Below are 22,101 nucleotides of genomic sequence, written 5' to 3'. Positions count from 1 at the left end.
ATTCGCCATGCTCGCCATCGACGCGCTCTTGATCGCTGCCTGTCTGTGGCTGGCGATCGGGCTGGCGGGGCTCGCGGCGCCGCGCAACATGCGCTTCGTTGCCAAGACGCTGTTCCCGCTGGGCGCCCTCGTCGGCCTCGCGGCCGGCTTCGTCGGCCTCGGCTCGCTCGGCGGGCCGGCCCAGACCGCCGAGCTGGTCATCGGCCTGCCCGGACTACCGTTCCACCTGCGCCTCGACAACCTCGCCGCGGTCTTCCTGCTGCTGCTCGGCTTGGTGTCGGCCGGCATCTCGCTTTACGCCGCAGGCTATTTCAGCCATGATCATGGCATCAACCTCGGTGCCCTGTGTCTGGAATATCACGTGTTCCTGGCCAGCATGCTGATGGTGCTGTTGGCGGACGATGCCTACGCCTTCATGGTGGCCTGGGAAACGATGGCGCTGTCCTCATTCCTGCTGGTGACCACCGATCACAAGCACGAGGCGATCCGCCGCGCAGGCTTCCTCTATCTGCTCGTCGCCCACGTCGGCGCGATCGCGATCCTGCTCTCGTTCGGTGTGATGACCGGCGGTGCCGGTGATTACACGTTTGCCGGCATGCGTGCGCAACACCTTTCGCCGTTCTGGGCGTCGATCGCCTTCCTGCTGGCGTTGTTTGGGTTTGGTGCCAAGGCAGGTCTGCTGCCCGTCCATGTCTGGCTGCCGGAGGCGCACCCGGCGGCGCCGTCGCCGGTCTCCGCGCTGATGAGCGGGGTGATGCTGAAGACGGCGATCTACGGCCTGCTGCGTGTCGGCTTCGATCTGGTCGGCATGACCCAGTGGTGGTGGGGGGTCGTCGCGCTGGGCGTCGGTCTGGCCACGGCGATGTTCGGCGTGCTCTACGCCACCGTGCAGTCGGACATGAAACGGCTGCTCGCCTATTCGTCGATCGAGAACATCGGCTTGCTGGCGGTCGGTATCGGTCTGACGCTGTTGTTCCATTCCTACAAGATGGAGGCGCTGGCCGCCCTGTCGCTCACCGCGGTGCTGTTTCACTGTCTTGCCCATGCCGGCTTCAAGAGCCTGCTGTTTCTCTGCACCGGTTCGGTGCTGCATGCCACCAAGGAGCGTAGCCTCGGCAAGCTCGGCGGACTGATCCACCGCATGCCCTGGGTGGCCTGGCTGGCGCTCGCCGGCGTGATTGCCGGCGCCGGCCTGCCGCCCCTGTCTGGTTTCGTCTCGGAATGGCTGTTGCTGCAGGCCTTCCTGTTCTCGCCCGGCCTGCCGCATTCCTGGCTCAACATGATCGTGCCGGTCGCCGCGGCGGCCGTGGCGCTCACCGCCGCCCTGGCCGGCTTCGCCCTGGTCAAGTTCTACGGCATCATCTTCCTCGGCCAGATGCGCGAGCCCGGTCTGAAGGATGCGCATGACGCCGGTCCGCTGGAAAAGGTGGGCCTCGTCTGGCTGATGGGGCTGACGCTGGCGCTCGGCGTGCTGCCCAGCACCATCATTCTGAAACTCGACGCCGCGACGCGCCAACTGCTCGGCAAGGGGCTCGCCGAGCGCGTGACCGAATCCGGCTGGTGGCTGCTGGCGCCGATTTCGCCGGAGCGCGCCAGCTATGCGCCGGTGTTGTTCCTCGCGACGATCGTGGCGACGCTGCTGTTGGGCCGCTGGCTCGTCAGGACGCTGTATCACGGCCGCGTGCGTCGCTCGCCGGCCTGGGATTGCGGCTATCACTTCCAGGGGCCGCGCGCGCAGGATACGGCCGAGGGCTTTTCGCAGCCGATCCGCCGCATCTTCGAACCGATGTTCCGCATGACCCGGCATTTTCCGAGCATTCGCGACCGCCAGCCGATCTATACGGTCAAGGTCGAGGATCACTTCTGGTACTGGCTTTATTTGCCGATCGCGCGCCTGGCCAATGCCGTTTCCGCTCTGATCACCCGTCTCCAGGGTGGCCGCATCGCCTTTTATCTGATGTACAGCTTCGTGACCCTCATTCTTTTGTTGCTGGTGGCCAGGCCATGATGAGCTTGAGTTGGACGGGCGTCTTCGGTCAATTGTTCGCGATCGTGCTGGCGCTGGCGCTGGCGCCGCTATTGACCGGCTGGGTGAACCAGTGCCGCGCCTGGTTACAGAACCGCAAGGCGCCCCCCCTGCTGCAGCCCTACCGCATGCTGCACAAGCTGTTTCATAAGGACGTGGTGTTGGCTCATGGCGCATCGGCGCTGTTCCGTTTTGCGCCCTTCATCATCTTCGGCTGCATGGTGCTCGCCTGCGCGATCATCCCCAGCCTGTCGACCGACCTGCCATTCGCGCCGGCCGCCGACGCGCTGGCGCTGGTCGGTGTGTTTGGCCTGGCGCGCATCTTCATCGCCCTGGCCGGCATGGACGTCGGCACCTCGTTCGGTACGCTGGGCGGCCGGCGCGAGATGCTGATCGGCTTCCTCGCCGAACCGGCGCTGTTGATGGTGATTTTCACGATGGCGATGATCGCCCAGTCCACTTCGGTGACGACCATCGTCGAGACGCTGGCGCATCGCGAACTGGTGATCTACCCGTCGATCGCTTTCGCCGGCCTCGCCTTCACGATGGTGTCCTTCGCCGAGAACGCGCGCGTGCCGGTGGACAACCCGGCCACCCACCTCGAACTGACCATGATCCACGAGGCGATGATCCTCGAATATTCAGGGCGGCATCTGGCGCTGCTCGAATGGGCGGCGAGCCTCAAGCTCTACGCCTACTCCTGCCTCGGACTGGCGCTGTTCTTCCCGTGGGGCATCGCCGAGCGTGACAACCTGCTGGCCATGATCGCCGCATTGCCGGTCCTGATCCTCAAACTGACGATCGGCGGCGCCGTCGTCGCGCTGATCGAGACGATCAACGCCAAGATGCGCATCTTCCGCGCGCCGGAATTCCTCGGCACCGCTTTCCTGCTGGCGGTGCTCGGCCTCTTGGTGCGTCTGCTGCTGGAGAGCCGGGTATGACCGCCGCCGTGCCTCTCTACGCCCAGCTGATCAACCTGCTGGCCGCGGTGATCCTGCTGCTCGGTTTCGCGATGCTGGCGCAGCGCCGCGTCATCCAGTTGATCGACCTGTTCGCCCTGCAGGGTTTCGCGCTGTTTCTGTCGTCACTGGTGATGGCGTTCAAGACCGGACAGCACCATCTGTTCTATTCGGCGGGGCTGACGCTGGGGCTGAAGGTCATTCTGCTGCCCTGGATATTGCATCGCTTGGTGAGAAAGCTGCACATCAAGGGCGAGGTCGAGGGGCTGATCAACATTCCGACGACGATGCTGATCGGCCTCGGCCTGGTCGTCATCGCCTTCAATGTCGCTTCGCCGATCTCGCAGCTGTCTGCCACCATCGCGCGCGGTACCCTCGGCATCGCGCTGGCGACGGTGATGCTCGCCTTCTTGATGATGATCACGCGCAGGAAGGCGATCACCCAGGTGGTCGGCTTCCTGGCGATGGAAAACGGTCTCTTCCTTGCCGCGACTTCCGCCACCTACGGCATGCCGATGGTGGTCGAGCTCGGCATCGCGCTCGACGTCTTGGTCGGCATGATCATCCTCGGCGTGTTCTTCTTCCAGATCCGCGACCAGTTCGACAGCCTCGACATCCATCACATGGAGCAGCTCAAGGAACGCTGATGGATTTCTTTATCCTGACCCTGGTCATCCCGCTCGTCGCCGGCATCCTGCTGTCCTTCGCCGGCGAGCGTGAATGGGCGCCACACATCAATGTGCTGGCCAGCGCCGCGACCTTTCTCTCCGCCGCCGGGCTGACGGCCGAAATCGTCGCCGGCGGCCCGCGCTTTGCCTTTGGCGAGCAATTCTTCATCGACTCGATGAATGTCTTCTTCGTCACGCTGACTGCCTTCGTCGGCATGACGACGGCGATCTTTTCCGATCCTTACATGAAGAACGACCGCTCGCACGGCAAGCTCACGCCGGCGCGGCTGCGGCTCTACAAGAGCATGTATCAGCTCTTCATGTGCACGATGCTGGTGGCGCTCACCACCAACAATCTTGGTATCCTCTGGGTGGCGATGGAAGCAGCGACGCTGACCACCGTGCTGCTCGTCTCGCTCTACCGCACACCGGCCTCGCTCGAGGCGGCGTGGAAATATTTCATCCTTTGCGGCGTCGGCATCGCCCAGGCCCTGTTCGGCACCATCCTGCTCTATTTCGCGGCGGAGCGTGTGCTCGGCGAGACGGGCACCGCGCTGTTATGGACGCATCTCGTCGATGTCAAGGGCCAGCTCGATCCGACCATCATGGTGATCGCGTTCATCTTTCTGCTGGTCGGCTACGGCACCAAGGTGGGGTTGGCGCCGATGCACAACTGGCTGCCCGATGCCCACGCCGAAGGCCCAACGCCGGTCTCCGCGGTGCTCTCCGGCCTGCTGCTCAATGTCGCCCTCTACGCCATCCTGCGCTGCAAGGTGCTGGCCGACGGCGCGCTGCACAGCGATTTCGCCGGCAACCTGATGATGGGCTTCGGCATCTTCACACTGCTCGCCGCCGCCTTCTTCCTCGGCCGTCAGCGTGATGTCAAGCGCATGTTCGCCTATTCGTCGATCGAGCACATGGGCATCATCACCTTCGCCTTCGGCATGGGCGGCCCGGTGGCGAGCTTCGCCGGCTTCCTGCACATGACGATGCATTCGCTGGTCAAGTCGGCGATCTTCTTCGCCGTCGGCCACGCCGCGCAGAAATGCGGCACGCAGATGATGGAGGACATCCGTGGCTTGAAGCGCATCAACCCGCTGATCGGTTGGGGGCTGATGCTCGGCACGCTCGCCATCCTTGGCATGCCCCCCTTCGGGGTCTTCGCCAGCGAGTTCATGATCCTCACCCATGCGATGAAGTTCCATCCCTGGGCCACGCCCTTCCTGCTGCTCGGTCTGGGGGTGGCATTCGCCTCGATCTTCGCCAAGGTGCATCCGATGGTGTTCGGCGAATCCGAGGCCAAGCCTCTGCCGCACGCGCCCGCCATCACGCCGGTGTTCGTCCATCTCGGGCTGGCGCTGATGATGGGGCTGTGGATTCCGCCGTATCTGACGCGCTGGTTCCAGGAGGCCGCGCGCATGCTCGGGTGAAGCATCATGCGTTTTCATGCCGAACCGATCGAATTCGAGCGTCAGCCGGGCAGCGGCGCGCCAGTCTGGCGCGGTCGTGCCGCCGATGCCGAAGACTGGCTGCGTTTCGCGATCTCCGTGCATCGTCACGAGGGGCGGCTGTGCGCGCTGTGGGGCAGTGATGAACGCGCCCATGGCGCCGGCTTTCGGGTTCATGCGGTATTCGCCCTGGCAGAAGGCTGGCAGTATCTGACGCTCGATCTGCCTGCCGACAATCCGGTCTATCCCGACCTCTCCGGCATCTTCGCGGCGGCAAACCGCATGCAGCGCGCCACCTTTGACCTGGTCGGCATCCGTCACGACGGCGAGGATCAGCGTCCCTGGCTGCGGCATGGCGGCTGGCCCGCCGATTGGTTCCCGCTGCGTCATGACGCGGGTGACCCGCCGCCCTGGGAAAACCAGCCGACCGATTACGATTTCGTCAGGGTCGGTGGTGAGGGGGCACACGAAATTCCGGTCGGCCCCATCCATGCCGGCATCATCGAACCGGGCCACTTCCGCTTCACCGTGGTCGGCGAGCGCGTGTTGCGTCTCGAACAGCGTCTCGGCTACCAGCACAAGGGCATCGAGTGCCGTCTCGCCGGCGCCGACTTTGCCGTTGGCGCAAAGCTGGTCGGCCGTGTCTCGGGAGATTCGACCTGCGCCTTCGCCTGGGCCTATGCCGATGCGATCGAGGCGGCTTGTGCCGTGACGCCGCCGCCGCGCGCCTTGGCCATTCGCGCGCTGCTGCTCGAGCGCGAGCGTATCGCCAACCATCTGGGCGATCTCGGTGCGCTCGGCAACGATGCCGCGCTGGCCTTTGGTCTGTCGCAGTTCTTCCGCCTCAAGGAAGACTGGGTACGCCTCAATGCCGAGGTGTTCGGCCACCGTTTCCTGATGGATACCATCGTGCCGGGCGGCGTGGCGGTCGATGTCGATGCCGCGAAAATCGCCGCCCTCGTCGCGCAGTGCGACGAGATCGGGCGTGCGGTCAAGGAACTGCAGCGCATTTACGACGCGCATTCGGGCCTGCAGGATCGCTTTCTCACCACCGGGCCGATCGACACGGCGCTGGCGCAGGAGCTCTCCCTGTCCGGCATGGCGGCGCGCGCCACGGGCATGCTGCTCGATGCGCGATGTCATCGTCACGGCTATGAGCCGCCTCCCCCCTGGAACAAGCTGGCCGTGCGGCCAGCGACGGCCGAAACCGGCGATGTCGCGGCGCGCGCCGCGGTGCGCTTCGCCGAAATCTACGAATCGCTGCGGCTGATCCGCCTGCTTGGCGCCGATTTGCCGGACGGTGAGACGCGGTGCACCGTCAGCCCGGTTCCGGGCGCAGCCGGCGTCGGTATCGTCGAGGGCTGGCGTGGCGAAGTGATCGTCGGCGTGCAATTGGGCCCCGATGGCCGGATCGCCCGCTGCCATCCGCACGATCCTTCCTGGCAGGCGTGGCCGGCGCTCGAACATGCGGTCTTGCGCGACATCGTGCCGGATTTCCCGCTCATCAACAAATCGTTCAATCTCTCCTATTCGGGGCAGGACATCTGATGCTCGCGCTCCTCAAACGTATCGCCAAGACCGGCATCGTCAGCGAGCCTACGCCTGAGGTAGGCGACATGCGACGCGAAATCGACCGCCTGCAGGATGAGGTGCTGCGCATCCTCGGCCGTGCGCTGACGATCCGCGAGGTCGATGCCGGCTCCTGCAATGCCTGTGAGCTGGAGATCCACGCGCTCAACAATCCCTACTACAACCTCGAAGGGCGCGGCATCAAGTTCGTCGCCAGCCCCCGACACGCCGACATGTTGCTGGTCACCGGCCCGGTGACGAAGAACATGGAGAACGCGCTGAAGATCGCCTATGAGTGCACGCCCGACCCGAAGCTGGTCGTCGCCGTCGGCGATTGCGGTTGCGGCTGCGGCGAGATCGGTCGGCTCTTCGGCCCGAACTATGCAACGGTCGGCCCGGTCGAGGCGGTCATCCCCGTCGATGTCAAGGTGCCCGGCTGCCCGCCGACGCCCATTGATCTAATGCGTGGCATTCTCGCCGCTGTCGCCAAAAATCGGCGCTGACGGGACGGCAAGTCCTTCAGAAGTCGGCGCTGACGACTACCCGACGATCCGCCAGCAATGCGTCGAGTTCTTCCAGCGCGAACGCTGATGGAGAGAGGCGCGTGCGCGGCCGCGCTGAGCTAAAGCCAAAGACATACTGGCGTGCGCTTCAGACGGTCACCAGTTTTTCGAACTCGGCGAGCGGCAGAGGCTTCGCGTAGAGGTAGCCCTGGCCGTAATGGCAGCCGAGACCGGCGAGGAACGCCGCCTGTTCCTGTGTCTCGACACCCTCCGCGACGACCTGCAACCTGAGAGCGTGCGCGACCTGGATGATTGCGGTGACGATCTGCTCGTCCTCGCTTCTCTTGCCGATGTCATTGACGAAGGTGCGGTCGATCTTGAGGATGTTGATCGGCAGGCGCTTGAGGTGGCTGAAACTCGAATAGCCGGTGCCGAAGTCGTCGACAGCGATGCTGATGCCGAGGGCGGCGAGCCGGCTGAGGGCACGGATCGCCTGCTCCGGATTGGCCATCACGGTCGATTCGGTTACTTCGATCTGCAGGTGGCAGCCATTGAGGCCGTGGCGCCGCAGGATGTCGACGACACGGGATGCGAACCCGGCGTCGTTGAGCTGCAGCGCCGAGACATTCACGGCGACCGGTCCGGCGATGTGGCCACCGTCGAGCCATCGGCGCATCTGGGCGCAGGCGGCATCGAGCACCCAGTCGCCGATCTGCACGATCAGGCCGGTTTCCTCTGCCAGTGGGATGAAGTCGACCGGCGACACGAGGCCCAGTTCCGGATCATTCCAGCGGATCAGCGCCTCCATGCCGCAGTGCCGTCCGTCCTTCAGGCAGATCTTGGTCTGGTAATAGAGCTCGAATTCCTGTGCGGTGATGGCGCGCCGCAGGGCAGCCTCGATCCTCAGGCGCTGCTGGGCGCGCTCGTTCATGCCGGTGTCGAAGAAGCGTAGCGTGCCTCGGCCGGCCTGCTTGGATGCATACATGGCGACGTCAGCGTTGCGCAGCAGGGTGGCGGCATCGCTACCATCCTCCGGGTACACGCTGATACCGACACTCGCGCCGACATACAGCGTCTGCGCCTGGAGGTCGAATGGCTGGGCGACCTCGTGGATGATCTTCTCGGCGATCTGTGTGGCATCCGAGCTGTCATTGATCGGCGCGAGGATGACGAATTCGTCGCCGCCGAGGCGGGCCACCGTGTCGCCGGCTCGTACGCATTGCGCCATGCGCTGCGCCGCTTTCTTGAGCAGCTGATCGCCGACCAGATGGCCGAGGCTGTCGTTGATCACCTTGAAGCGGTCGAGGTCGATGAACAGCAGGGCGAGTCGCTCGCCGCCGCGACTGGCGGACTTTATCGCGTGCTCGAGGCGGTTTTGCAGCAGCGTGCGGTTCGGCAAGCCGGTCAGCGCGTCGTGGAACGCCTGGTGGCGGATGCGTTCTTCGTTGCGCCGCTCTTCCGTGATGTCGGTCATCACGGCGATGCGGCGATAGGGGGTTCCCTCGGCATCGTAGATCGTGGTGATACTGGTCCATTGCAGGTAGGCGTGGCCGTCCTTGTGGCGGTTCCACAGTTCGCCGCGCCATTCGCCGGTCAGCGACAGCTTGGCCCACATGTCGCGGTAGAAATACTCGTCCTGGTGGTCAGAGTGCAGTAGGCGTGGCGTCTTGCCGATGGCTTCCTCCGGCGCATAGCCGGTGATGGCGGTGAAAGCCGGGTTCACCGACAGGATGACGCCCTCGGCATCGGTGATCATGATGCCCTCGAAGGCATGCGAGAACACGCCCGCGGCCAGCTCCAGTTCGGCATTGCGCTGACGCAGGCTCTCGCGCATCGTATCGACGGCCTGTGCCAGTTCGTGGATCTCGTCGTTCGGGGTGGATGGGAAGCGGGTCTCGATGCGCAGCGGCTCGCCGAGCTGGCCCGCCGCCATGCGGCGGGTATGCTCATGGATGCGTTCGACCGGCGTGGTGATCATGCGCTGGACGAACAGCAGCAGCAGCGTGGCCACCAGCGCGGCCTTGAAGCTGTTGAGGATCAGTGTCAGCCACAGCCGCTGCCAGGCACGCGTCACCGGGCCGGCATTCGAGGCGGTCACTTCAAGCGTGCCGATCTGTTGGGTAGCGCCGCGGTAGTCGTAGGTGATCTCGAAGCGCCGTGATAATCGGCGATCCTGCGGCGGGTTGCCGCTTTGCGCGACGATCCCGTTCTCGTCCTGGATCATCGCGTATTCGAAATCGGGCAGCTTGCGAATGCCATCGGCGAGCGTCTGCAGCGCAGGGCGATCCATCACCCACAGCCCCTGCTTGATGCTCGGCAGGTAGGCGGTCTCGATTTCGCTGAATCGGCCCTCGATCTCGGCCATCTCGCGGTCGTATTCGAGATAGATCTGCGCCAGGGTGATAAAGGTCGCGATCAGGCCGCTGGCCAGCAGCGTCAGCAGCACCAGGCGACGGGCGAGACGGTGCCCGCCGTGTGCGAAGCCCTGATGACTCATCGCGCCGTGAAACCTGGCAGGCTCTCGGCGGCGATGCGCTGCCAGGTGCCGTCGGCCTTCATCGCCCGCAGTGCCTGCGCGGCCGGCCCGGCCAGATGGGCGTGCTTCTTGTGCAGGTACATGAACATCTCGCGGGTGGCGAGCGGCGGTTCCAGCACTTGCGCCCGGATACCGCTTTCCCTGAGGATCTGGTTGCCCTGCCAACGCTCGTAGAGCACGACGTCGACACGATCCTGCTCGAGCAGTTTGAAGAGCTGAGTTGCCTCCTGCACCTTCGTTACCGAGACGTCGCCAGGAATGTTCGTCTCGAAGATCTTCCAGCCGTTGATGAAACCGACCTGGCGGCCCTTCAGGGCGGCGAAGCTCGTAGTGGCAAATCTGGCCTTCCTGGTATAGGCGACGAAGTCGTTGTCGATGATCTTCTCGTCGATGATGACCAGATTGGGGTAGTTCTTCTCGAGGCCGCGGATGCGCAGCACGAGGCCGTCATCGACGCCGTTGTTGGCATTGATCATGGCACGCTCTGAGGCGGCGTACTGCACCGCCTCGGCCTCGATGCCGAGGCGGCGGAAGACTTCGGGGACGAGCCGGTCGATGAAGCCCGTCTTGTCAGGCTGGAAGTAGGGTGCCCGCACGCCGCTGTTGAGGCGAAGGGGCTCGGCGTGCAGCGCAGGAGATGTGCCCATCCACAGGGCCAGCAAGGCTAGTTGGGCAGCCCGTAGCCATTCTGTATGGCGGGTCATGGCTCTGTCGGTCATGGCGTGAATTCTTGTCTTGAGGCGTGGCGGCTAGCGGGGTGGCGGACGCGTGCTGCGCATTTTGCCGTAATTACCCTGTTTTCGGCAGTTGTATTCGACGGGGCGTGCCGTCCCGTCAGCGCCGATTTATTGCGTGCCGATGATCTCCAGCCGCCGCGAGCGCCAGTCGAGCACGGCGGTGTGGATCGTCATCTTGTCGGCCAGCGCGGGGAATTCGCGCCGGATCACGTCGGTGGCGAAGCGAGTGAGGAAGCGGCTTTTTACCTCGGCGCGCGCCCGATCGACGCCGATTTCGTCATAAGGGACGGACGCGAGCAGCAATAGGCCATCGTCCGGGATACGGCCGGCAACCATGTTCGATTCGATGATGCCGGCGGCGCGGTGGATCGGCTCGGCGAGATTCGGGCTGTAGGGGCCGATGATCAGCGCAACGTTCGGTGTGTGCAGGAAGTCGAAGCCGCGACCGAGACAGATCATCCATTCACGGTGTTCGATGTCGAGCATCCGCTCGTTGCGGCGGATTTGCTCGCGCACCTCGTCGATGTGTTCGAGATTGCCGTGAAGCAGCGGCAACAGGTCGGCGCGCATTTGCGCCGGCATGTCCGGTAGTAACTTTGCCAGACGGAGATCGAGCGTGGCGCGTTCGTCGGCTGAAAGCTTGGCGAGTTCCAGGCTTTCGCCGTCGCGGCCATGGATGATCAGGGCATCCTCATCGGTTTCCAAGCCGATGACGAGGGGATAGACCGTCCCGTGGGCAGCGCCAAAGATGGTTTCGACCTGTTGCTGGATTTCCAATGTATGGGCAAACGCTGCGGACGTGTCGTAATCGAAGCCGGCACAGCCACGGCGCGGATCGCCTTGCGAAAAGTGATAGTTGATGATCAGCAGCACGCGCCGTCCGCTGCTCACCACGCGCTGGACATGGCTGGCTAGCACTTCGCCCAGATGCGGCCAGCCCAGGTCGAAGCGGCCGCCGAGATTGCGGAATGGCATCAGGATGCCGACCGGCGTGTTGGTGACCACCGGGATATTCACCCGTCCATCCATACATTTGAACACCGCGATGGCGGTCGGATGTTCGGCCAGATAGCGTTGCCGCGCCAGCCATGCCTCGGGACTGGAAAAGCTCGTGCTGTGGCGATCGGCAAGATCGTACAACCAGTCGATGCGTTCCTGAATCGGGCGACGGTGGATGGCCATGATCAGAGCCTTTCTTGCAGGATGTGGGTGATTTCGTCATCGCTCAGTTCGACCGGGTTGGTCTGCATGCTGCTGCCGCGGCAGTTGGCGACGATGCGTGGCAAGTCGGCGCTGGTGACACGGCACGCCGACAGCCGTGGCAGGTCGAGCTCGCGCTCCCATTGCTGCAGGGTGTCGATCAGGAAGGCGCGGGCAGCGTCGCCGTTCAGGCCCTTCTGCATCGCGAAGCGCCGGCCGATTTCGGCATATTTCGGCAGCGCCGGGCTGTCGGGCGCGCGTTGTTTCAGCGCGTCGATATTGACCGCCGTCGTCGTCGCCAGCAAGGTGCCGCACGCCAGACCATGTGGAATCGGAAAGAAGGCCCCCAGGGGCGCGGCCAGCCCATGCACCGCGCCCAGCCCGGTATTGGCGAGGCAAATGCCGGAAACGAGCGCGGCATAAGCCATCTTTTCCCGTGCCGCGGCGTTCTGCGGATCGCGGTAAAAGGGCAGCAGGCCGTCCTTCACCGCCATGATGCCGCTCCTCGCCAGTGCGTCGGTGAGTGGATTCGCACGCCGCGAGACGAAGCTCTCCAGGAGCTGGGTGAAGGCATCCATGCCATCGGCGGCGATGAGCTTTGGTGAGCAGCTGGCGAGTAGGTCCGGATCGACGACTGCCCAGGCGGCCACCAGCTGCTCGTCGCGGAAGGATTTCTTGAATTTGCCCGGCTCGCCGATCACGGCGTTCTTCGTCACTTCCGAGCCGGTGCCGGCGGTCGTGGGCACGGCGATGAAGGGCGTGGCCGGGCCGCGGTAGGGCAACTCGGGGCCGACGCCTTCGAGATGGTCGAGTACCGAGTTGCCGGGTTTGAGGAGTCCTGCGATCGCCTTCGCGGCGTCGAGCACGGATCCGCCGCCGATACCGATCACCGCGGCGAAATCTTCACCGCGCAGCTGGCCGACGGTGGCATCGATGAACGCCACGGTGGGCTCGCCTGCGACATGAACGGTTTCCCATGTGCAGCCGCGCTGGCGTAGGGCTTCGAAGAGCGGCGGCGCATGTGGAGAGGCGAGGAAGCTCTGCTTCCCCGTGACGATGAGCAGGCGCTGGCCGAAATTGGCGGCGATGCCGGGAACTTTTTGCAGGGCGCCGCTGCCGAACTCGATCCGCGGCAGACGGCCGATGGAGAAGGCGGGAAGCATTCGCGTATTATCCTGCCAATTCTTTCCAGCAATGAGAGTCAACGATGTCCGGCGACGAAGCCTCGATCCACTTGATCCGGCGTGCCACCCTGGTGCGTTCCGACCGCCTCACCCCGGAACAAATGCCGGAGGAGGTGCGGCATCTCGTCTTTCACTGTGGCGACGCGGATTTTGCGCCTCGGCTCGGTCAATGCATCCGTATTCTTGCGCCGGGCCAGTTTGGCAATGTCCATCATGCGCGCCTCTACTTGGTGGCCGATGCCCCGGTCGAGCGCGACGAGGGTGTGGAATTCTCCCTCTGCGTCAAACGCCATGACTACATCGACGAGTTCAACGGCGAACGCTATCCAGGCGTTGCCAGCAACTATCTGTGCGATCTCAAGCCTGGCGCGACAGTCGAATTCCAGGGCCCGGTCGGCTATCCGTTCGCGCTGCCGGTCGATCGCAAGGCGGGTATCCTGATGATCGGCATGGGCACGGGCATCGCGCCGTTCCGCGCCTTGATTCGCACCCTCTACGAGCTTTACGGCAGCTGGGAAGGCAAGGTGCGGCTGTTCTATGGGGCAAAGACCGGCTTGGACATGCTCTACATGAACGACGAAAACAAGGATCTGGCCCAATACGTCCATCAGCCCACCTTCAAGGCTTTCAAAGCCGTCAGCCCGCGCCCGGCGCTGGATGCGCCGATCGAGCTCGACAGGGCGATCGCCCAAAATGCCGCGGAAGTCTGGGAAATGCTCCAGCAGCCTGAAACCCACCTGTATCTCGCCGGTGTCGATCGGCTTTGGCCGCAGGTGGAAAAGGCGCTCGTCGCTGCGGCGGGTTCGGCGGCTCGCTGGCAGGCGGTGCGTGACCAGATCAAGGCATCCGGCCGCTGGTACGAGGTGCTCTACTGACGGTGGCACGCAAAGCAGGGATGTCAGCCCGTGGCCTGACCGGCAATGCGTTGCTGTTGCTGGTCACCGGCTGGGTGATCGGCGTCGACAATTTCAGTTTCTTCGGCAACGTGCTGAAGACCTACGGCACGGCACCGGCCATGCTGCCGGCATTAATGTCGCTGGTGCTCGCCTTCGCTGCGGTGAGCGTGCTCTTGGTGGCGCCATTCGCGTTCGGCCGGGCGACCAAGCCGGTGCTGATCGTCCTGCTGCTCATCTCGGCACTGACGGCTTATTTCATGGACAGTTACGGTGTCGTCATCAACGACGAGATGCTGCAGAACGTCGTACAGACGAATCCGGCCGAGGCACGCGATCTCTTCAATTTCCGCCTGCTCGCTTATTTCGTCGGACTCGGCATCGTGCCGGCCTGGCTGGTCGGCCGAGTACGCCTCGTCTGGCGCGGCTGGCGTGTCGAACTCGTGGCACGGCTCAAGCTGCTCGGTGTGATGCTGTTGGCGATCGTCGTGCCGGTGCTGCTGTTCGGTGGCTTCTATGCCTCGTTCGTGCGCGAACACAAGCCGCTGCGCTCGTATGCGAACCCGGCCTTTCCGCTCTATTCGGTCGTCAAGTATGCGCGTGGCCGTTTCGCCTCGCCGGCGGACAAGACCATTCAGCCGATCGGCCTCGATGCGCGTATCCCACGTGCCGATCCGCACCGCGAACTGGTGATCCTGGTCGTGGGTGAGACCGCACGGGCGGATCACTTCTCGCTCAACGGCTACGCACGCGAGACCAATCCACTGCTGAAGCAGGAGCCCGGGGTCGTCAGTTTCGGAGACTTCCATGCCTGCGGCACTTCGACGGCAGTGTCCGTGCCCTGCATGTTTTCGGTCAATGGCAGCAACGGCAAGGCGGAAGGCCAGGAAAGCCTGCTCGATGTCGTGCAGCGCGCTGGCGTTGCCGTGCTCTGGCTCGACAACAATTCCGACTCGAAGGGGGTCGCGCTGCGCGTTCCCTACCAGGACTTCAAGTCGCCCGCGGTGAATACTGTCTGCGATGTCGAATGTCGCGACGAAGGCATGCTCGTGCCGCTGCAGGCCTACATCGACAGCCATCCGGCAGGCGACATCCTGATCGTGCTGCATCAGATGGGCAACCACGGCCCGGCCTATTACAAGCGCTATCCGCCCGCCTTCGAGCGCTTCAAGCCGACCTGCCAGAACAACGATTTGAGCCAGTGCACGGCAGAGGAGATCATCAATGCCTACGACAATGCGCTGCTCTACACCGATTATTTTCTTGCCAAGACCATCGAACTGCTCAAGCGCAACAGCGATCGCTTCGAAACCGCGCTGTTCTACGTCAGCGATCATGGCGAATCGCTCGGCGAAGGCGGCACCTGGTTGCATGGTCTGCCGCGCGCGATCGCGCCAAAAGCGCAATTACACGTACCGGCGCTGATGTGGTTCGGCGGCCGGCATCACGAAGTGGATGTCGCAGCGCTGCGCGCGAAGCACAACCAGCCCTACAGCCACGATCATCTGTTCCACACCGTGCTTGGCTTCTTCGAGATCGAGACGGCGATTTACCGGCCGGAACTCGATATCCTGACCGGCGCACGCAAGGGTGACTGGTGAGAGACCGCCGCGCCTGGCGCGGCGGGTCTGTCGCTGTGTCAGCCAGCACTTGCTATTCACAAGACCGTGAATTTCTCAGTCGATTCGTTGTAGCGAACCAGGGCATACCAGACGAATAGCAGGATGCCAGCAAGTAGCAGCGTCGGCGCCCAGCCGCCGAGCATGTCCGGCCAGTAGGCCTGATAACCCACGGCGGTGATTTCGAAGTCGGCGTCGTTGTCCGGGATCGAACGTGTCAGCCCGCTCATCTTCAGGATCGCGCTGGCGGTCGAGCCCATCCAGGCGAAGAACAGCATCGCCACCCACAGCTTCAGGTGGCCTTCGCCCATGCGCCACAGCGATCCGGAGGCGCAGCCACCGGCGAACACCATGCCGATGCCGAAGATCACGCCACCAATCAGCGAGCCGATCCAGAACGACGCCGGGATGGCCGAGAACGGATCGATGACCTTGCGCTGGAACAGGAAGGCGGCGATCGGGATGCCGATCGCCAGGGCGAGGATGATCGCCTTCGTCATGTCGCCTTCGGCGGTCATGAAGGGCTCGCGGAAGGCGCGGGCGAAGCACAGCCGTGCCCGGTGCATCACGAAACCGATCGCGAAGCCGAGCACGACGATCACCGCGCGGCTCGCCCAGATGCGGTCATCGGAGTGATACCAGTTGTAGGACCAGACGACGATGCCGGCGATGATCAGGAAACCGAGCAGCGGATAGTTTTTCACCAGCCCAGCGGGAGCGTTGAGCGTCGGCGGGGCCTCCATGCCCCAGCTGATGTGTTCGAGCGTCCACAGCAGCAGCTTGAGGCCGATCACTGCGCCGATCATCAGGCCGCCGGCCATGATCCAGCCGGAGGGAGAAGAATGCACGACCGGATTGAAGAAAGCACCGGTGGTGCAGCCACCAGCGAACGAGGCGCCGATGCCCATCAGCATGCCACCGAGCGCCGCCCAGAGATATTCGAGTTTGGGCGGTCGGTTCACCTGGAACTGCCGTGACATCAGCGCGGCGGTGAAGGCGCCGATCAGCAGCATGATGTTCATCAGCGACATGCGGTGGGTCAGCAGACCTTCTTCGGGCACCTGGATCTCCAGCAGCGGGGCGAGACCGATGAGGCCGTTGATCCGGTCGCCCCAGTAGCGCACGCCGCCAAACACGCCCCATACCGTGCCGTTGACCATCATCGCCAGGATGATCATGATCAGCAGGATGGCACCGAGGTAATGCGACCATTCCTCGACGAAGATCTTCTCGTAGTCGGCCTTGAAGCCGGCGAGCCAGTTACTCATGGACGATTGCTCCCTGACATCGGAATGATTGAAAATGCACACTGCGTTCGGTCCGTGCCGCCCTGGGCCGCACCCCTTTGGTCGAACGCAAAGCTACGTTAGCACCAAAGTCATTCCGCCGCGACTAGCCAAAAGGGTTAGTGGCAATGCCTAAATATAAGAAAACTCTAAGAATCTAATATGCAAACGGCAAAGCCAGGCTGTCATATCGTAGCTGGCTGGTCGGAAACCCCTACCCCTTAGGGGTAATGGCGCGCCGCAACGTGCTCGACTAGGATTCACGCATTGCTACGAACAGAGGGAGTCGTCATGCAACGTCGTTATCGCATCGTCAAGGCGCTGTTCATCGGCTGGCTGGCCATCACGGCCGGCAGCTTCGCCCAGGCCGCCGATCAGCCCAAAGCCGGTAGCACCGCCGACCATAGCAAATTCAAGGAGTTGCAGCAGGAGTTCCAGTCGGGTCCGGAAGTGACCAAAGCCTGTTTGGCCTGCCACACCGAGGCGGCCAAGCAGATCATGCATACCGAGCACTGGAAGTGGGAGTATCTCAATCCGAAGACCGATCAGAAGCTCGGCAAGATCCACGTGATCAACAACTTCTGCACTTCGTCGCAATCGAACCTGAAAGCCTGTGCGAGCTGCCACATCGGTTATGCGGCGATGACCGACAAGGGCGTGAAGGACGATGAGACGCTCGTCGATTGCCTGGCCTGCCACGACACGACGGGGGCCTATTCGAAACCCTCCGGTCTCGGCGGCATGGTGTATGCCAAGGATATCGAGATGCCGCCGGGCTCCGGCAAGATCATCAAGGGCCTCAATCTGCAGAAGATGGCGCAGAAGGTCGGCAAGACCAGCCGCAAGACCTGCGGCAGCTGCCACTTCAACGGTGGCGGCGGCGATGGGGTCAAGCACGGCGATCTGGACAGCTCGCTCGAGGATCCCGACAAGAAGCTCGACGTCCATATGGATGCCGAAGGCCTCAACTTCACCTGCGCCACCTGCCACAAGACCGACGGGCACAACGTGCCGGGCAGCCGTTATGCGCCGACCGCGGTCGACAAGGAAGGCGTGATGATCCGCGGCAAGGAAAAGGACCGCAACCCGGCGACCTGCCAGTCCTGCCACGGCCAGAAGCCGCACAAGGAGAAGAATGCCGCGAAGCTGAACAACCATACCAACAAGCTGGCCTGCCAGACCTGCCATGTGCCGGCCTTCGCGCGCGGCGAAATCCCGACCAAGATGTTCTGGGACTGGTCCACCGCCGGCAAACGTGGCGCGGATGGCAAACCGCTGGTGGTCAAGGATGAAAACGGCCATGCCATCTATATGGGCATCAAGGGCGACTTCAAGTATGGCGAGAACGTCAAGCCCGACTATGTCTGGTTCAATGGCGACGTGAACTACACGCTGCGCGACGCCAAGGTCGACAAGGCGCAGCAGCCGATCTACATCAACAAATTCTTGGGCAGCCCGAATGACGGCCGCTCACGCATCTGGCCGGTGAAGACGTTCCGCGGCAAGCAGCCGTTCGATGCGGAATACAAAATCCTGACCGTGAACCATCTGGCGGGTGCCGACGATACGGCCTACTGGACCAACCTTGATTGGGAGAAGGCCATCGAATCCGGCATGAAGGCCGCCGGGCTGCCGTTCTCGGGCAAGATCGACTTCATCGAGACCATCAGCCAGTGGCCGATCACCCATATGGTGGCGCCGAAGGACCAGGCCGTGGCCTGCAACGAGTGCCATACGAAGGGGGGGCGGCTCGAAGGCATTCCCGGTGTATATCTGCCGGGGCGCGACCACATCGAATGGCTCGACAACGCCGTCAAGGTGCTCGCGCTGCTGACGCTACTGGGTGTGCTCGGCCACGGCCTGCTGCGCATTTTCTCGAGCAAGAAACATTGAGGGGAACCGACATGTCCGAAAAAATCTATATCTTCAAGCGCTTCGAACGCTTCTGGCACTGGGCCCAGGCAGGATTGATCATCTTCCTGATGGTCACCGGCTTCGAGATCCACGGTCTCTACAGCAACTTCGGCTTCGAAAGGGCGGTGAATCTGCACACCATCGCCGCCTGGTCTCTGGTCGGATTGTGGGTGTTCGCGATCTTCTGGCACTTCACGACCGGTGAGTGGAAGCAGTACATCCCGACCACCAAGAACGTGATGGCGATGGCGAACTACTATCTGTTCGGCATCTTCAGGAACGCGCCGCACCCGCACCGCCAGACCCAGCTCTCGAAGCACAACCCGCTGCAGCGCCTGGCCTATCTGTTCATCCTGGTGATCGTCGGGCCGCTGATCTGGGTGACTGGCTGGCTCTATCTGTTCTATGACCAGTGGCCGGCCTGGGGGCTGGATGGCAAGCTCTCGCTCGATGTCGTCGCGCTGGGTCATCTGATCGGTGCCTACATGATGCTGCTGTTCCTGATCGCCCATGTCTATCTGACGACCACCGGCGCGACGCCGCTGTCGCACATCAAGGCGATGATCACCGGCTGGGAGGAAGTGCACTGATTGCCAAGTTGATTGATGGCCTCAAGTTGATCCCCGCTGCGCGGGGATTTTTTTGCCTTGGACCAGCGAAGGTGCCGTGTCGCCGGCGCCGACTCTGACACGGCCGCAAAAAAACAACGGCGGCCCGCAGGCCGCCGTATCGTGGGAGAAGACGCGGTTTAGCAGCCGGCGGTCTTCTTGAACGAGGAGCTCAGGTTGTTCTGGGCGTCGTCATACTTCACGCGGACTTCGTCGCCCTTGACGATACGCTTGTCCTTGAATTTGTCGAGCGTCAGGTCGTCCTTGATCAGCACGGTCACTTCCGCTCCGCCCTTGACGTTCTTCAACACGACCGTGGCCGACTTGCCGTCGGGCGCCATTTTGATTTCCTGCACGGTGCCGACCATCTTGACATCGGCGGCCGAAGCGACGGGAGAGAAGGCGACGACGGAAGCGGCGAGCGCGGCGGCAACGGCAAACTTCTTCAGCATGGTTGGAATCCTCCTGAAAAGGGAACTACGAGTCCAATAACGCGACCAGCGGCGCAAAGTTTACACCGCCGGTCGCGCGGCGCCAAATCAGAACTTCACTTCTAGCGTGCCATACAGGTCATAGGCCTTGGAGAGCGGCGTCATGGTCATCATCTGGCCATTCACGTCGGAGATCTTGACCGGAGCGCCGACCCAGTTGTTGCTGCCGGTGTATTTGAAGTCGTAGTACTGGAAGCCGAGGCGGAAGAAGCTCTTCGCCTGCGTCGAGGCAATCGGCTTGGCGTCGAATTCCTGGATCAGATAGACCTCATACACGTTGCCGCGCGTGCCAACCTTCGAGGTCCACATGTCGGCGGAGGCCGGCGCGAAGGTGATCCAGTTCTTGCTGCCGTGGTTGTATTCGAAGCCGATCTTGGTCTTCGACGGCAGATCGTAGCGCAGGCCGAGGAACACGGCGCCGCCGGTCTTGTCCTTCGGCGCTTCGGGCGCGAAGAATGCGCCGGTCAGCAGGCCCTGGAAGCCGAACTGGGCGGAGACGTTGTCGTTCGGATGGGTACGGCTCAGGCCCAGATCGGCGAAGTAATAGAGTTCGCCCTTGCCGACGTTCTTGAGCTTGCCCATGATGCCGGCGCCGAACCAGTCGATGTCGCCGAGATTGGCCTTCGGCATCGTCGTGCCGAAATAGGTGTTTTGCATCTTCGGCGCATCGAAGATGTTCATGCCGCGGTTCCATTGCAGCCAGACGCGCGTCGCGCCGGTGTCGATCGGCACGATCGAGATGCCGATCATGTCGGTGTCTTCGAGCGAATTGCCGGGCGACCACTTGAAGCCGCTCTCGAAGCCGCGGCCATAACAGAGCTTGGCATAGCCGCCGGGCAGCGCGTCGCTGTCGAAGCCATAGCCGAGCGTCATGCCATCGAAGGCGTAATCGACCAGCAGTGCCGGCGTGCCGCCGCGACCGGGCCATTCGGCGTTGTATCTGAGGTTGAGCGGCGCGCCGTTGGTCGAGGGACGCCGGCCGACCGAGAACCAGATGTCCTCGTCGAACAGATTGTTCCAGGTCACATAGGCGCGATCGACGTTCAGGTAGCTGTCGGAGGGCACGTGCGAGAGCGTGCCGTCGAATACGCCGACGCGGTCGGCGAAGTAGGGCGTATTCGGCGCATTCGAGAGCACATCGAGGCTCTGGTCGCCGAAGGTCTTGTACATCGCCAGCCGCGTGGTGAGCGAAACGTCCTGCGCGACCTTGGCATGCAGGTCGAGACCGAAGCGGTGGGTGTAGAGGGTGTCGTTCTTGGGTTTGTAGGCGGGAACGGTGGCGGCAAAACCGCCGATTCCTTGAATCAAGCCAGCATTCATCGGATTGGTTGTAAAGCTGACGGCGTCGTTGTAAGTCCGCACTGCTGACATGCCTTGTGCAAATTGCATCAGCGCCGTCAGGGCCGAGGAAGTCGACATGCCCATACTGCCGAAATAGGTTGAGGAGCCGGCTGTTGTCGAGGGATTGGCGAAGAAATCCGCCTGCAAGGCGTTTTGCGCGTTTGCAAATGTCCCGGCGACATCGGTATAGGCCTTCGTCTCACCCCGCATGCTATCCACACGGAACTGATAGTCGCCACCGATATCGAGCCACTTGCCGAGCGACTTGCTTTCGGCGACCTCGACCTTGTCGGCCACTTGTTGCGTTGCCTTCTGCTGCGCGGCCACCTGCGCCTTGAGCGCTTCCACCTCCTTGGTCAGCGCTTCGAGTTTCTGGAGGAGTTCGGCTTCGGTCGCCGCCTGTGCGCCGACCGGCAGAAAGATGCCCGAGACGAGCGCCGCGAGCAGGGTCCGCTTCATCTGCTGTTGTTTCATGGAATGCCCCCTGTAAATGAACACAATGACGATCAACCTGTCCGGTCTTTCCCTCAGCATCGAGCAAAGCTGCAGGCCCGATCGGGCAGAACCGAAAAAAGTTTAGTAATTTTCAATATTTGGATATTGATGTGTATCAATTGTTTTGCTGATGAAAGCAACGCGGGCACGATCTCCTTTCCCTTAAGATGTGCTCACACGTTTTTCGGAGGCTCCCGATCATGAAAAAACCCCTGTTGATCCTCTCGCTGCTGGCCCTGCCGGCGGTGGCGGAAGACACCCGGCAGCTCGCCGAGCTCAAGCCCGCCGCGCAGGAAACCTTGCGCAAGGAAATGCTCGACAACCTGATCGCGCTCAACTCGATCGTCTCTCTGCTGGCCGCGAACCAGGTCAAGGAGGCGGGCGAGGTGGCGGAAAAGGAACTGGGACGCAGTGCGATGGGCAAAAACGCCACGTTGCCGTTCGATGCGCGACCGGGCCCGCAGATGCCGCGTGAGATGCATCAGTTGGCGATCAGCGGCCATATCGCCGCTACCGATTTCGCGCGTGTTGCCGCCAGCGGCGACCGCGACAAGGCGTTGGCCGAGCTGCCCACGCTGCTCGGCACCTGTGTCGCCTGTCACGCCTCGTACCGGATTCGCTGAC

Annotated in this window: 18 protein-coding genes; 11 read left to right on the top strand and 7 right to left on the bottom strand. The window is 63.0% G+C overall.

Going from position 1 to position 22,101, the window contains the following annotated elements; translation table 11 throughout:
- Positions 1-7: 7 nt before the first annotated feature.
- The 6 genes from hyfB to M52SOB_RS10320 are packed head-to-tail and all read left to right on the top strand — an operon-like array spanning position 8 to position 7,173.
- Positions 8-2,008: a hydrogenase 4 subunit B gene (gene hyfB / locus M52SOB_RS10345; RefSeq protein ID WP_131111733.1), complete on the top strand. Its 2,001-nt coding sequence runs from the start codon at positions 8-10 to the stop codon at positions 2,006-2,008.
- Complete coding sequence (locus tag M52SOB_RS10340) at positions 2,005-2,967, top strand: respiratory chain complex I subunit 1 family protein (RefSeq protein WP_284155072.1); 963 nt, start codon at positions 2,005-2,007, stop codon at positions 2,965-2,967. The genes hyfB and M52SOB_RS10340 overlap by 4 nt, the downstream gene beginning before the upstream one ends.
- Positions 2,964-3,632 carry a formate hydrogenlyase gene (locus M52SOB_RS10335; protein WP_172601816.1) on the top strand — a complete coding sequence of 223 codons (669 nt, stop codon included), beginning with the start codon at positions 2,964-2,966 and terminating at the stop codon, positions 3,630-3,632. Before M52SOB_RS10340 ends, M52SOB_RS10335 begins: the two co-directional genes overlap by 4 nt.
- Positions 3,632-5,083, top strand: a complete 1,452-nt coding sequence (locus M52SOB_RS10330) for a hydrogenase 4 subunit F (protein ID WP_131111732.1) — start codon at positions 3,632-3,634, stop codon at positions 5,081-5,083. Before M52SOB_RS10335 ends, M52SOB_RS10330 begins: the two co-directional genes overlap by 1 nt.
- Before the next feature lie 6 nt (positions 5,084-5,089).
- Positions 5,090-6,649: a hydrogenase large subunit gene (locus M52SOB_RS10325; RefSeq protein ID WP_131111731.1), complete on the top strand. Its 1,560-nt coding sequence runs from the start codon at positions 5,090-5,092 to the stop codon at positions 6,647-6,649.
- Positions 6,649-7,173, top strand: coding sequence for an NADH-quinone oxidoreductase subunit B family protein (locus M52SOB_RS10320; protein ID WP_131111730.1), 525 nt, complete (start codon positions 6,649-6,651; stop codon positions 7,171-7,173). Before M52SOB_RS10325 ends, M52SOB_RS10320 begins: the two co-directional genes overlap by 1 nt.
- 148 nt (positions 7,174-7,321) lie before the next feature.
- Here the strand turns inward: M52SOB_RS10320 and M52SOB_RS10315 are convergent, their stop codons facing one another.
- The 4 genes from M52SOB_RS10315 to M52SOB_RS10300 form a co-directional block, all read right to left on the bottom strand.
- Positions 7,322-9,670: a bifunctional diguanylate cyclase/phosphodiesterase gene (locus tag M52SOB_RS10315; RefSeq protein ID WP_131111729.1), complete on the bottom strand. Its 2,349-nt coding sequence runs from the start codon at positions 9,668-9,670 to the stop codon at positions 7,322-7,324.
- Complete coding sequence (locus M52SOB_RS10310) at positions 9,667-10,428, bottom strand: substrate-binding periplasmic protein (RefSeq protein WP_131111728.1); 762 nt, start codon at positions 10,426-10,428, stop codon at positions 9,667-9,669. Before M52SOB_RS10310 ends, M52SOB_RS10315 begins: the two co-directional genes overlap by 4 nt.
- Positions 10,429-10,554: 126 nt before the next feature.
- A complete protein-coding gene (locus tag M52SOB_RS10305) occupies positions 10,555-11,628 on the bottom strand; it encodes a carboxysome shell carbonic anhydrase domain-containg protein (RefSeq protein ID WP_172601815.1) in 1,074 nt (357 codons plus the stop codon).
- A gap of 2 nt (positions 11,629-11,630) precedes the next feature.
- Positions 11,631-12,809 (bottom strand): iron-containing alcohol dehydrogenase, encoded by a 1,179-nt coding sequence (locus M52SOB_RS10300; protein WP_131111726.1) that lies wholly within the window; start codon positions 12,807-12,809, stop codon positions 11,631-11,633.
- A 44-nt stretch (positions 12,810-12,853) separates the two neighbouring features.
- Here M52SOB_RS10300 and M52SOB_RS10295 point away from each other — a divergent pair, with 44 nt between their 5' ends.
- Positions 12,854-13,705 carry a ferredoxin reductase domain-containing protein gene (locus M52SOB_RS10295; RefSeq protein WP_131111725.1) on the top strand — a complete coding sequence of 284 codons (852 nt, stop codon included), beginning with the start codon at positions 12,854-12,856 and terminating at the stop codon, positions 13,703-13,705.
- Between the two features lie 20 nt (positions 13,706-13,725).
- The gene (locus M52SOB_RS10290) at positions 13,726-15,324 is read left to right on the top strand and encodes a phosphoethanolamine transferase (RefSeq protein WP_131111724.1); all 1,599 of its coding nucleotides are present in this window, start codon (positions 13,726-13,728) and stop codon (positions 15,322-15,324) included.
- Positions 15,325-15,380: 56 nt separating this feature from the next.
- On the opposite strand, the gene M52SOB_RS10285 is transcribed toward M52SOB_RS10290, so the two are convergent.
- Entirely contained in the window at positions 15,381-16,610 is a 1,230-nt protein-coding gene (locus tag M52SOB_RS10285) for a YeeE/YedE thiosulfate transporter family protein (RefSeq protein WP_131111723.1), read from the bottom strand.
- Between the two features lie 309 nt (positions 16,611-16,919).
- Here M52SOB_RS10285 and M52SOB_RS10280 point away from each other — a divergent pair, with 309 nt between their 5' ends.
- Positions 16,920-18,521, top strand: coding sequence for a tetrathionate reductase family octaheme c-type cytochrome (locus M52SOB_RS10280; RefSeq protein ID WP_131111722.1), 1,602 nt, complete (start codon positions 16,920-16,922; stop codon positions 18,519-18,521).
- 11 nt (positions 18,522-18,532) lie between these two features.
- On the top strand, positions 18,533-19,132 hold the full coding sequence (locus M52SOB_RS10275; protein WP_131111721.1) for a cytochrome b/b6 domain-containing protein: 600 nt from the start codon (positions 18,533-18,535) through the stop codon (positions 19,130-19,132).
- A 158-nt stretch (positions 19,133-19,290) separates the two neighbouring features.
- On the opposite strand, the gene M52SOB_RS10270 is transcribed toward M52SOB_RS10275, so the two are convergent.
- Positions 19,291-19,602 carry a hypothetical protein gene (locus M52SOB_RS10270; protein ID WP_131111720.1) on the bottom strand — a complete coding sequence of 104 codons (312 nt, stop codon included), beginning with the start codon at positions 19,600-19,602 and terminating at the stop codon, positions 19,291-19,293.
- A gap of 87 nt (positions 19,603-19,689) precedes the next feature.
- Positions 19,690-21,456 (bottom strand): DUF3373 domain-containing protein, encoded by a 1,767-nt coding sequence (locus M52SOB_RS10265; protein ID WP_131111719.1) that lies wholly within the window; start codon positions 21,454-21,456, stop codon positions 19,690-19,692.
- A 221-nt stretch (positions 21,457-21,677) separates the two neighbouring features.
- Between M52SOB_RS10265 and M52SOB_RS10260 the strand changes: the two genes are divergently transcribed.
- Positions 21,678-22,100, top strand: coding sequence for a cytochrome c (locus tag M52SOB_RS10260; protein ID WP_131111718.1), 423 nt, complete (start codon positions 21,678-21,680; stop codon positions 22,098-22,100).
- Position 22,101 lies beyond the last annotated feature (1 nt).

Source organism: Sulfuricystis thermophila (assembly GCF_004323595.1).
GTDB lineage: Bacteria > Pseudomonadota > Gammaproteobacteria > Burkholderiales > Rhodocyclaceae > Sulfuricystis > Sulfuricystis thermophila.
The sequence above is the reverse complement of the archived record's forward strand: the minus strand, read 5'-3'. Positions and strand labels throughout refer to the sequence as shown.

Excerpts from the sequence above, each read along its gene's own strand:
- hyfB (WP_131111733.1), top strand. The coding sequence starts at position 8 with ATGCTCGCCATCGACGCGCTCTTGATCGCTGCCTGTCTGTGGCTGGCG.
- M52SOB_RS10340 (WP_284155072.1), top strand. The coding sequence starts at position 2,005 with ATGATGAGCTTGAGTTGGACGGGCGTCTTCGGTCAATTGTTCGCGATC.
- M52SOB_RS10335 (WP_172601816.1), top strand. The coding sequence starts at position 2,964 with ATGACCGCCGCCGTGCCTCTCTACGCCCAGCTGATCAACCTGCTGGCC.
- M52SOB_RS10330 (WP_131111732.1), top strand. The coding sequence starts at position 3,632 with ATGGATTTCTTTATCCTGACCCTGGTCATCCCGCTCGTCGCCGGCATC.
- M52SOB_RS10325 (WP_131111731.1), top strand. The coding sequence starts at position 5,090 with ATGCGTTTTCATGCCGAACCGATCGAATTCGAGCGTCAGCCGGGCAGC.
- M52SOB_RS10320 (WP_131111730.1), top strand. The coding sequence starts at position 6,649 with ATGCTCGCGCTCCTCAAACGTATCGCCAAGACCGGCATCGTCAGCGAG.
- M52SOB_RS10315 (WP_131111729.1), bottom strand. The coding sequence starts at position 9,670 with ATGAGTCATCAGGGCTTCGCACACGGCGGGCACCGTCTCGCCCGTCGC.
- M52SOB_RS10310 (WP_131111728.1), bottom strand. The coding sequence starts at position 10,428 with ATGACCGACAGAGCCATGACCCGCCATACAGAATGGCTACGGGCTGCC.
- M52SOB_RS10305 (WP_172601815.1), bottom strand. The coding sequence starts at position 11,628 with ATGGCCATCCACCGTCGCCCGATTCAGGAACGCATCGACTGGTTGTAC.
- M52SOB_RS10300 (WP_131111726.1), bottom strand. The coding sequence starts at position 12,809 with ATGCTTCCCGCCTTCTCCATCGGCCGTCTGCCGCGGATCGAGTTCGGC.
- M52SOB_RS10295 (WP_131111725.1), top strand. The coding sequence starts at position 12,854 with ATGTCCGGCGACGAAGCCTCGATCCACTTGATCCGGCGTGCCACCCTG.
- M52SOB_RS10290 (WP_131111724.1), top strand. The coding sequence starts at position 13,726 with ATGTCAGCCCGTGGCCTGACCGGCAATGCGTTGCTGTTGCTGGTCACC.
- M52SOB_RS10285 (WP_131111723.1), bottom strand. The coding sequence starts at position 16,610 with ATGAGTAACTGGCTCGCCGGCTTCAAGGCCGACTACGAGAAGATCTTC.
- M52SOB_RS10280 (WP_131111722.1), top strand. The coding sequence starts at position 16,920 with ATGCAACGTCGTTATCGCATCGTCAAGGCGCTGTTCATCGGCTGGCTG.
- M52SOB_RS10275 (WP_131111721.1), top strand. The coding sequence starts at position 18,533 with ATGTCCGAAAAAATCTATATCTTCAAGCGCTTCGAACGCTTCTGGCAC.
- M52SOB_RS10270 (WP_131111720.1), bottom strand. The coding sequence starts at position 19,602 with ATGCTGAAGAAGTTTGCCGTTGCCGCCGCGCTCGCCGCTTCCGTCGTC.
- M52SOB_RS10265 (WP_131111719.1), bottom strand. The coding sequence starts at position 21,456 with ATGAAACAACAGCAGATGAAGCGGACCCTGCTCGCGGCGCTCGTCTCG.
- M52SOB_RS10260 (WP_131111718.1), top strand. The coding sequence starts at position 21,678 with ATGAAAAAACCCCTGTTGATCCTCTCGCTGCTGGCCCTGCCGGCGGTG.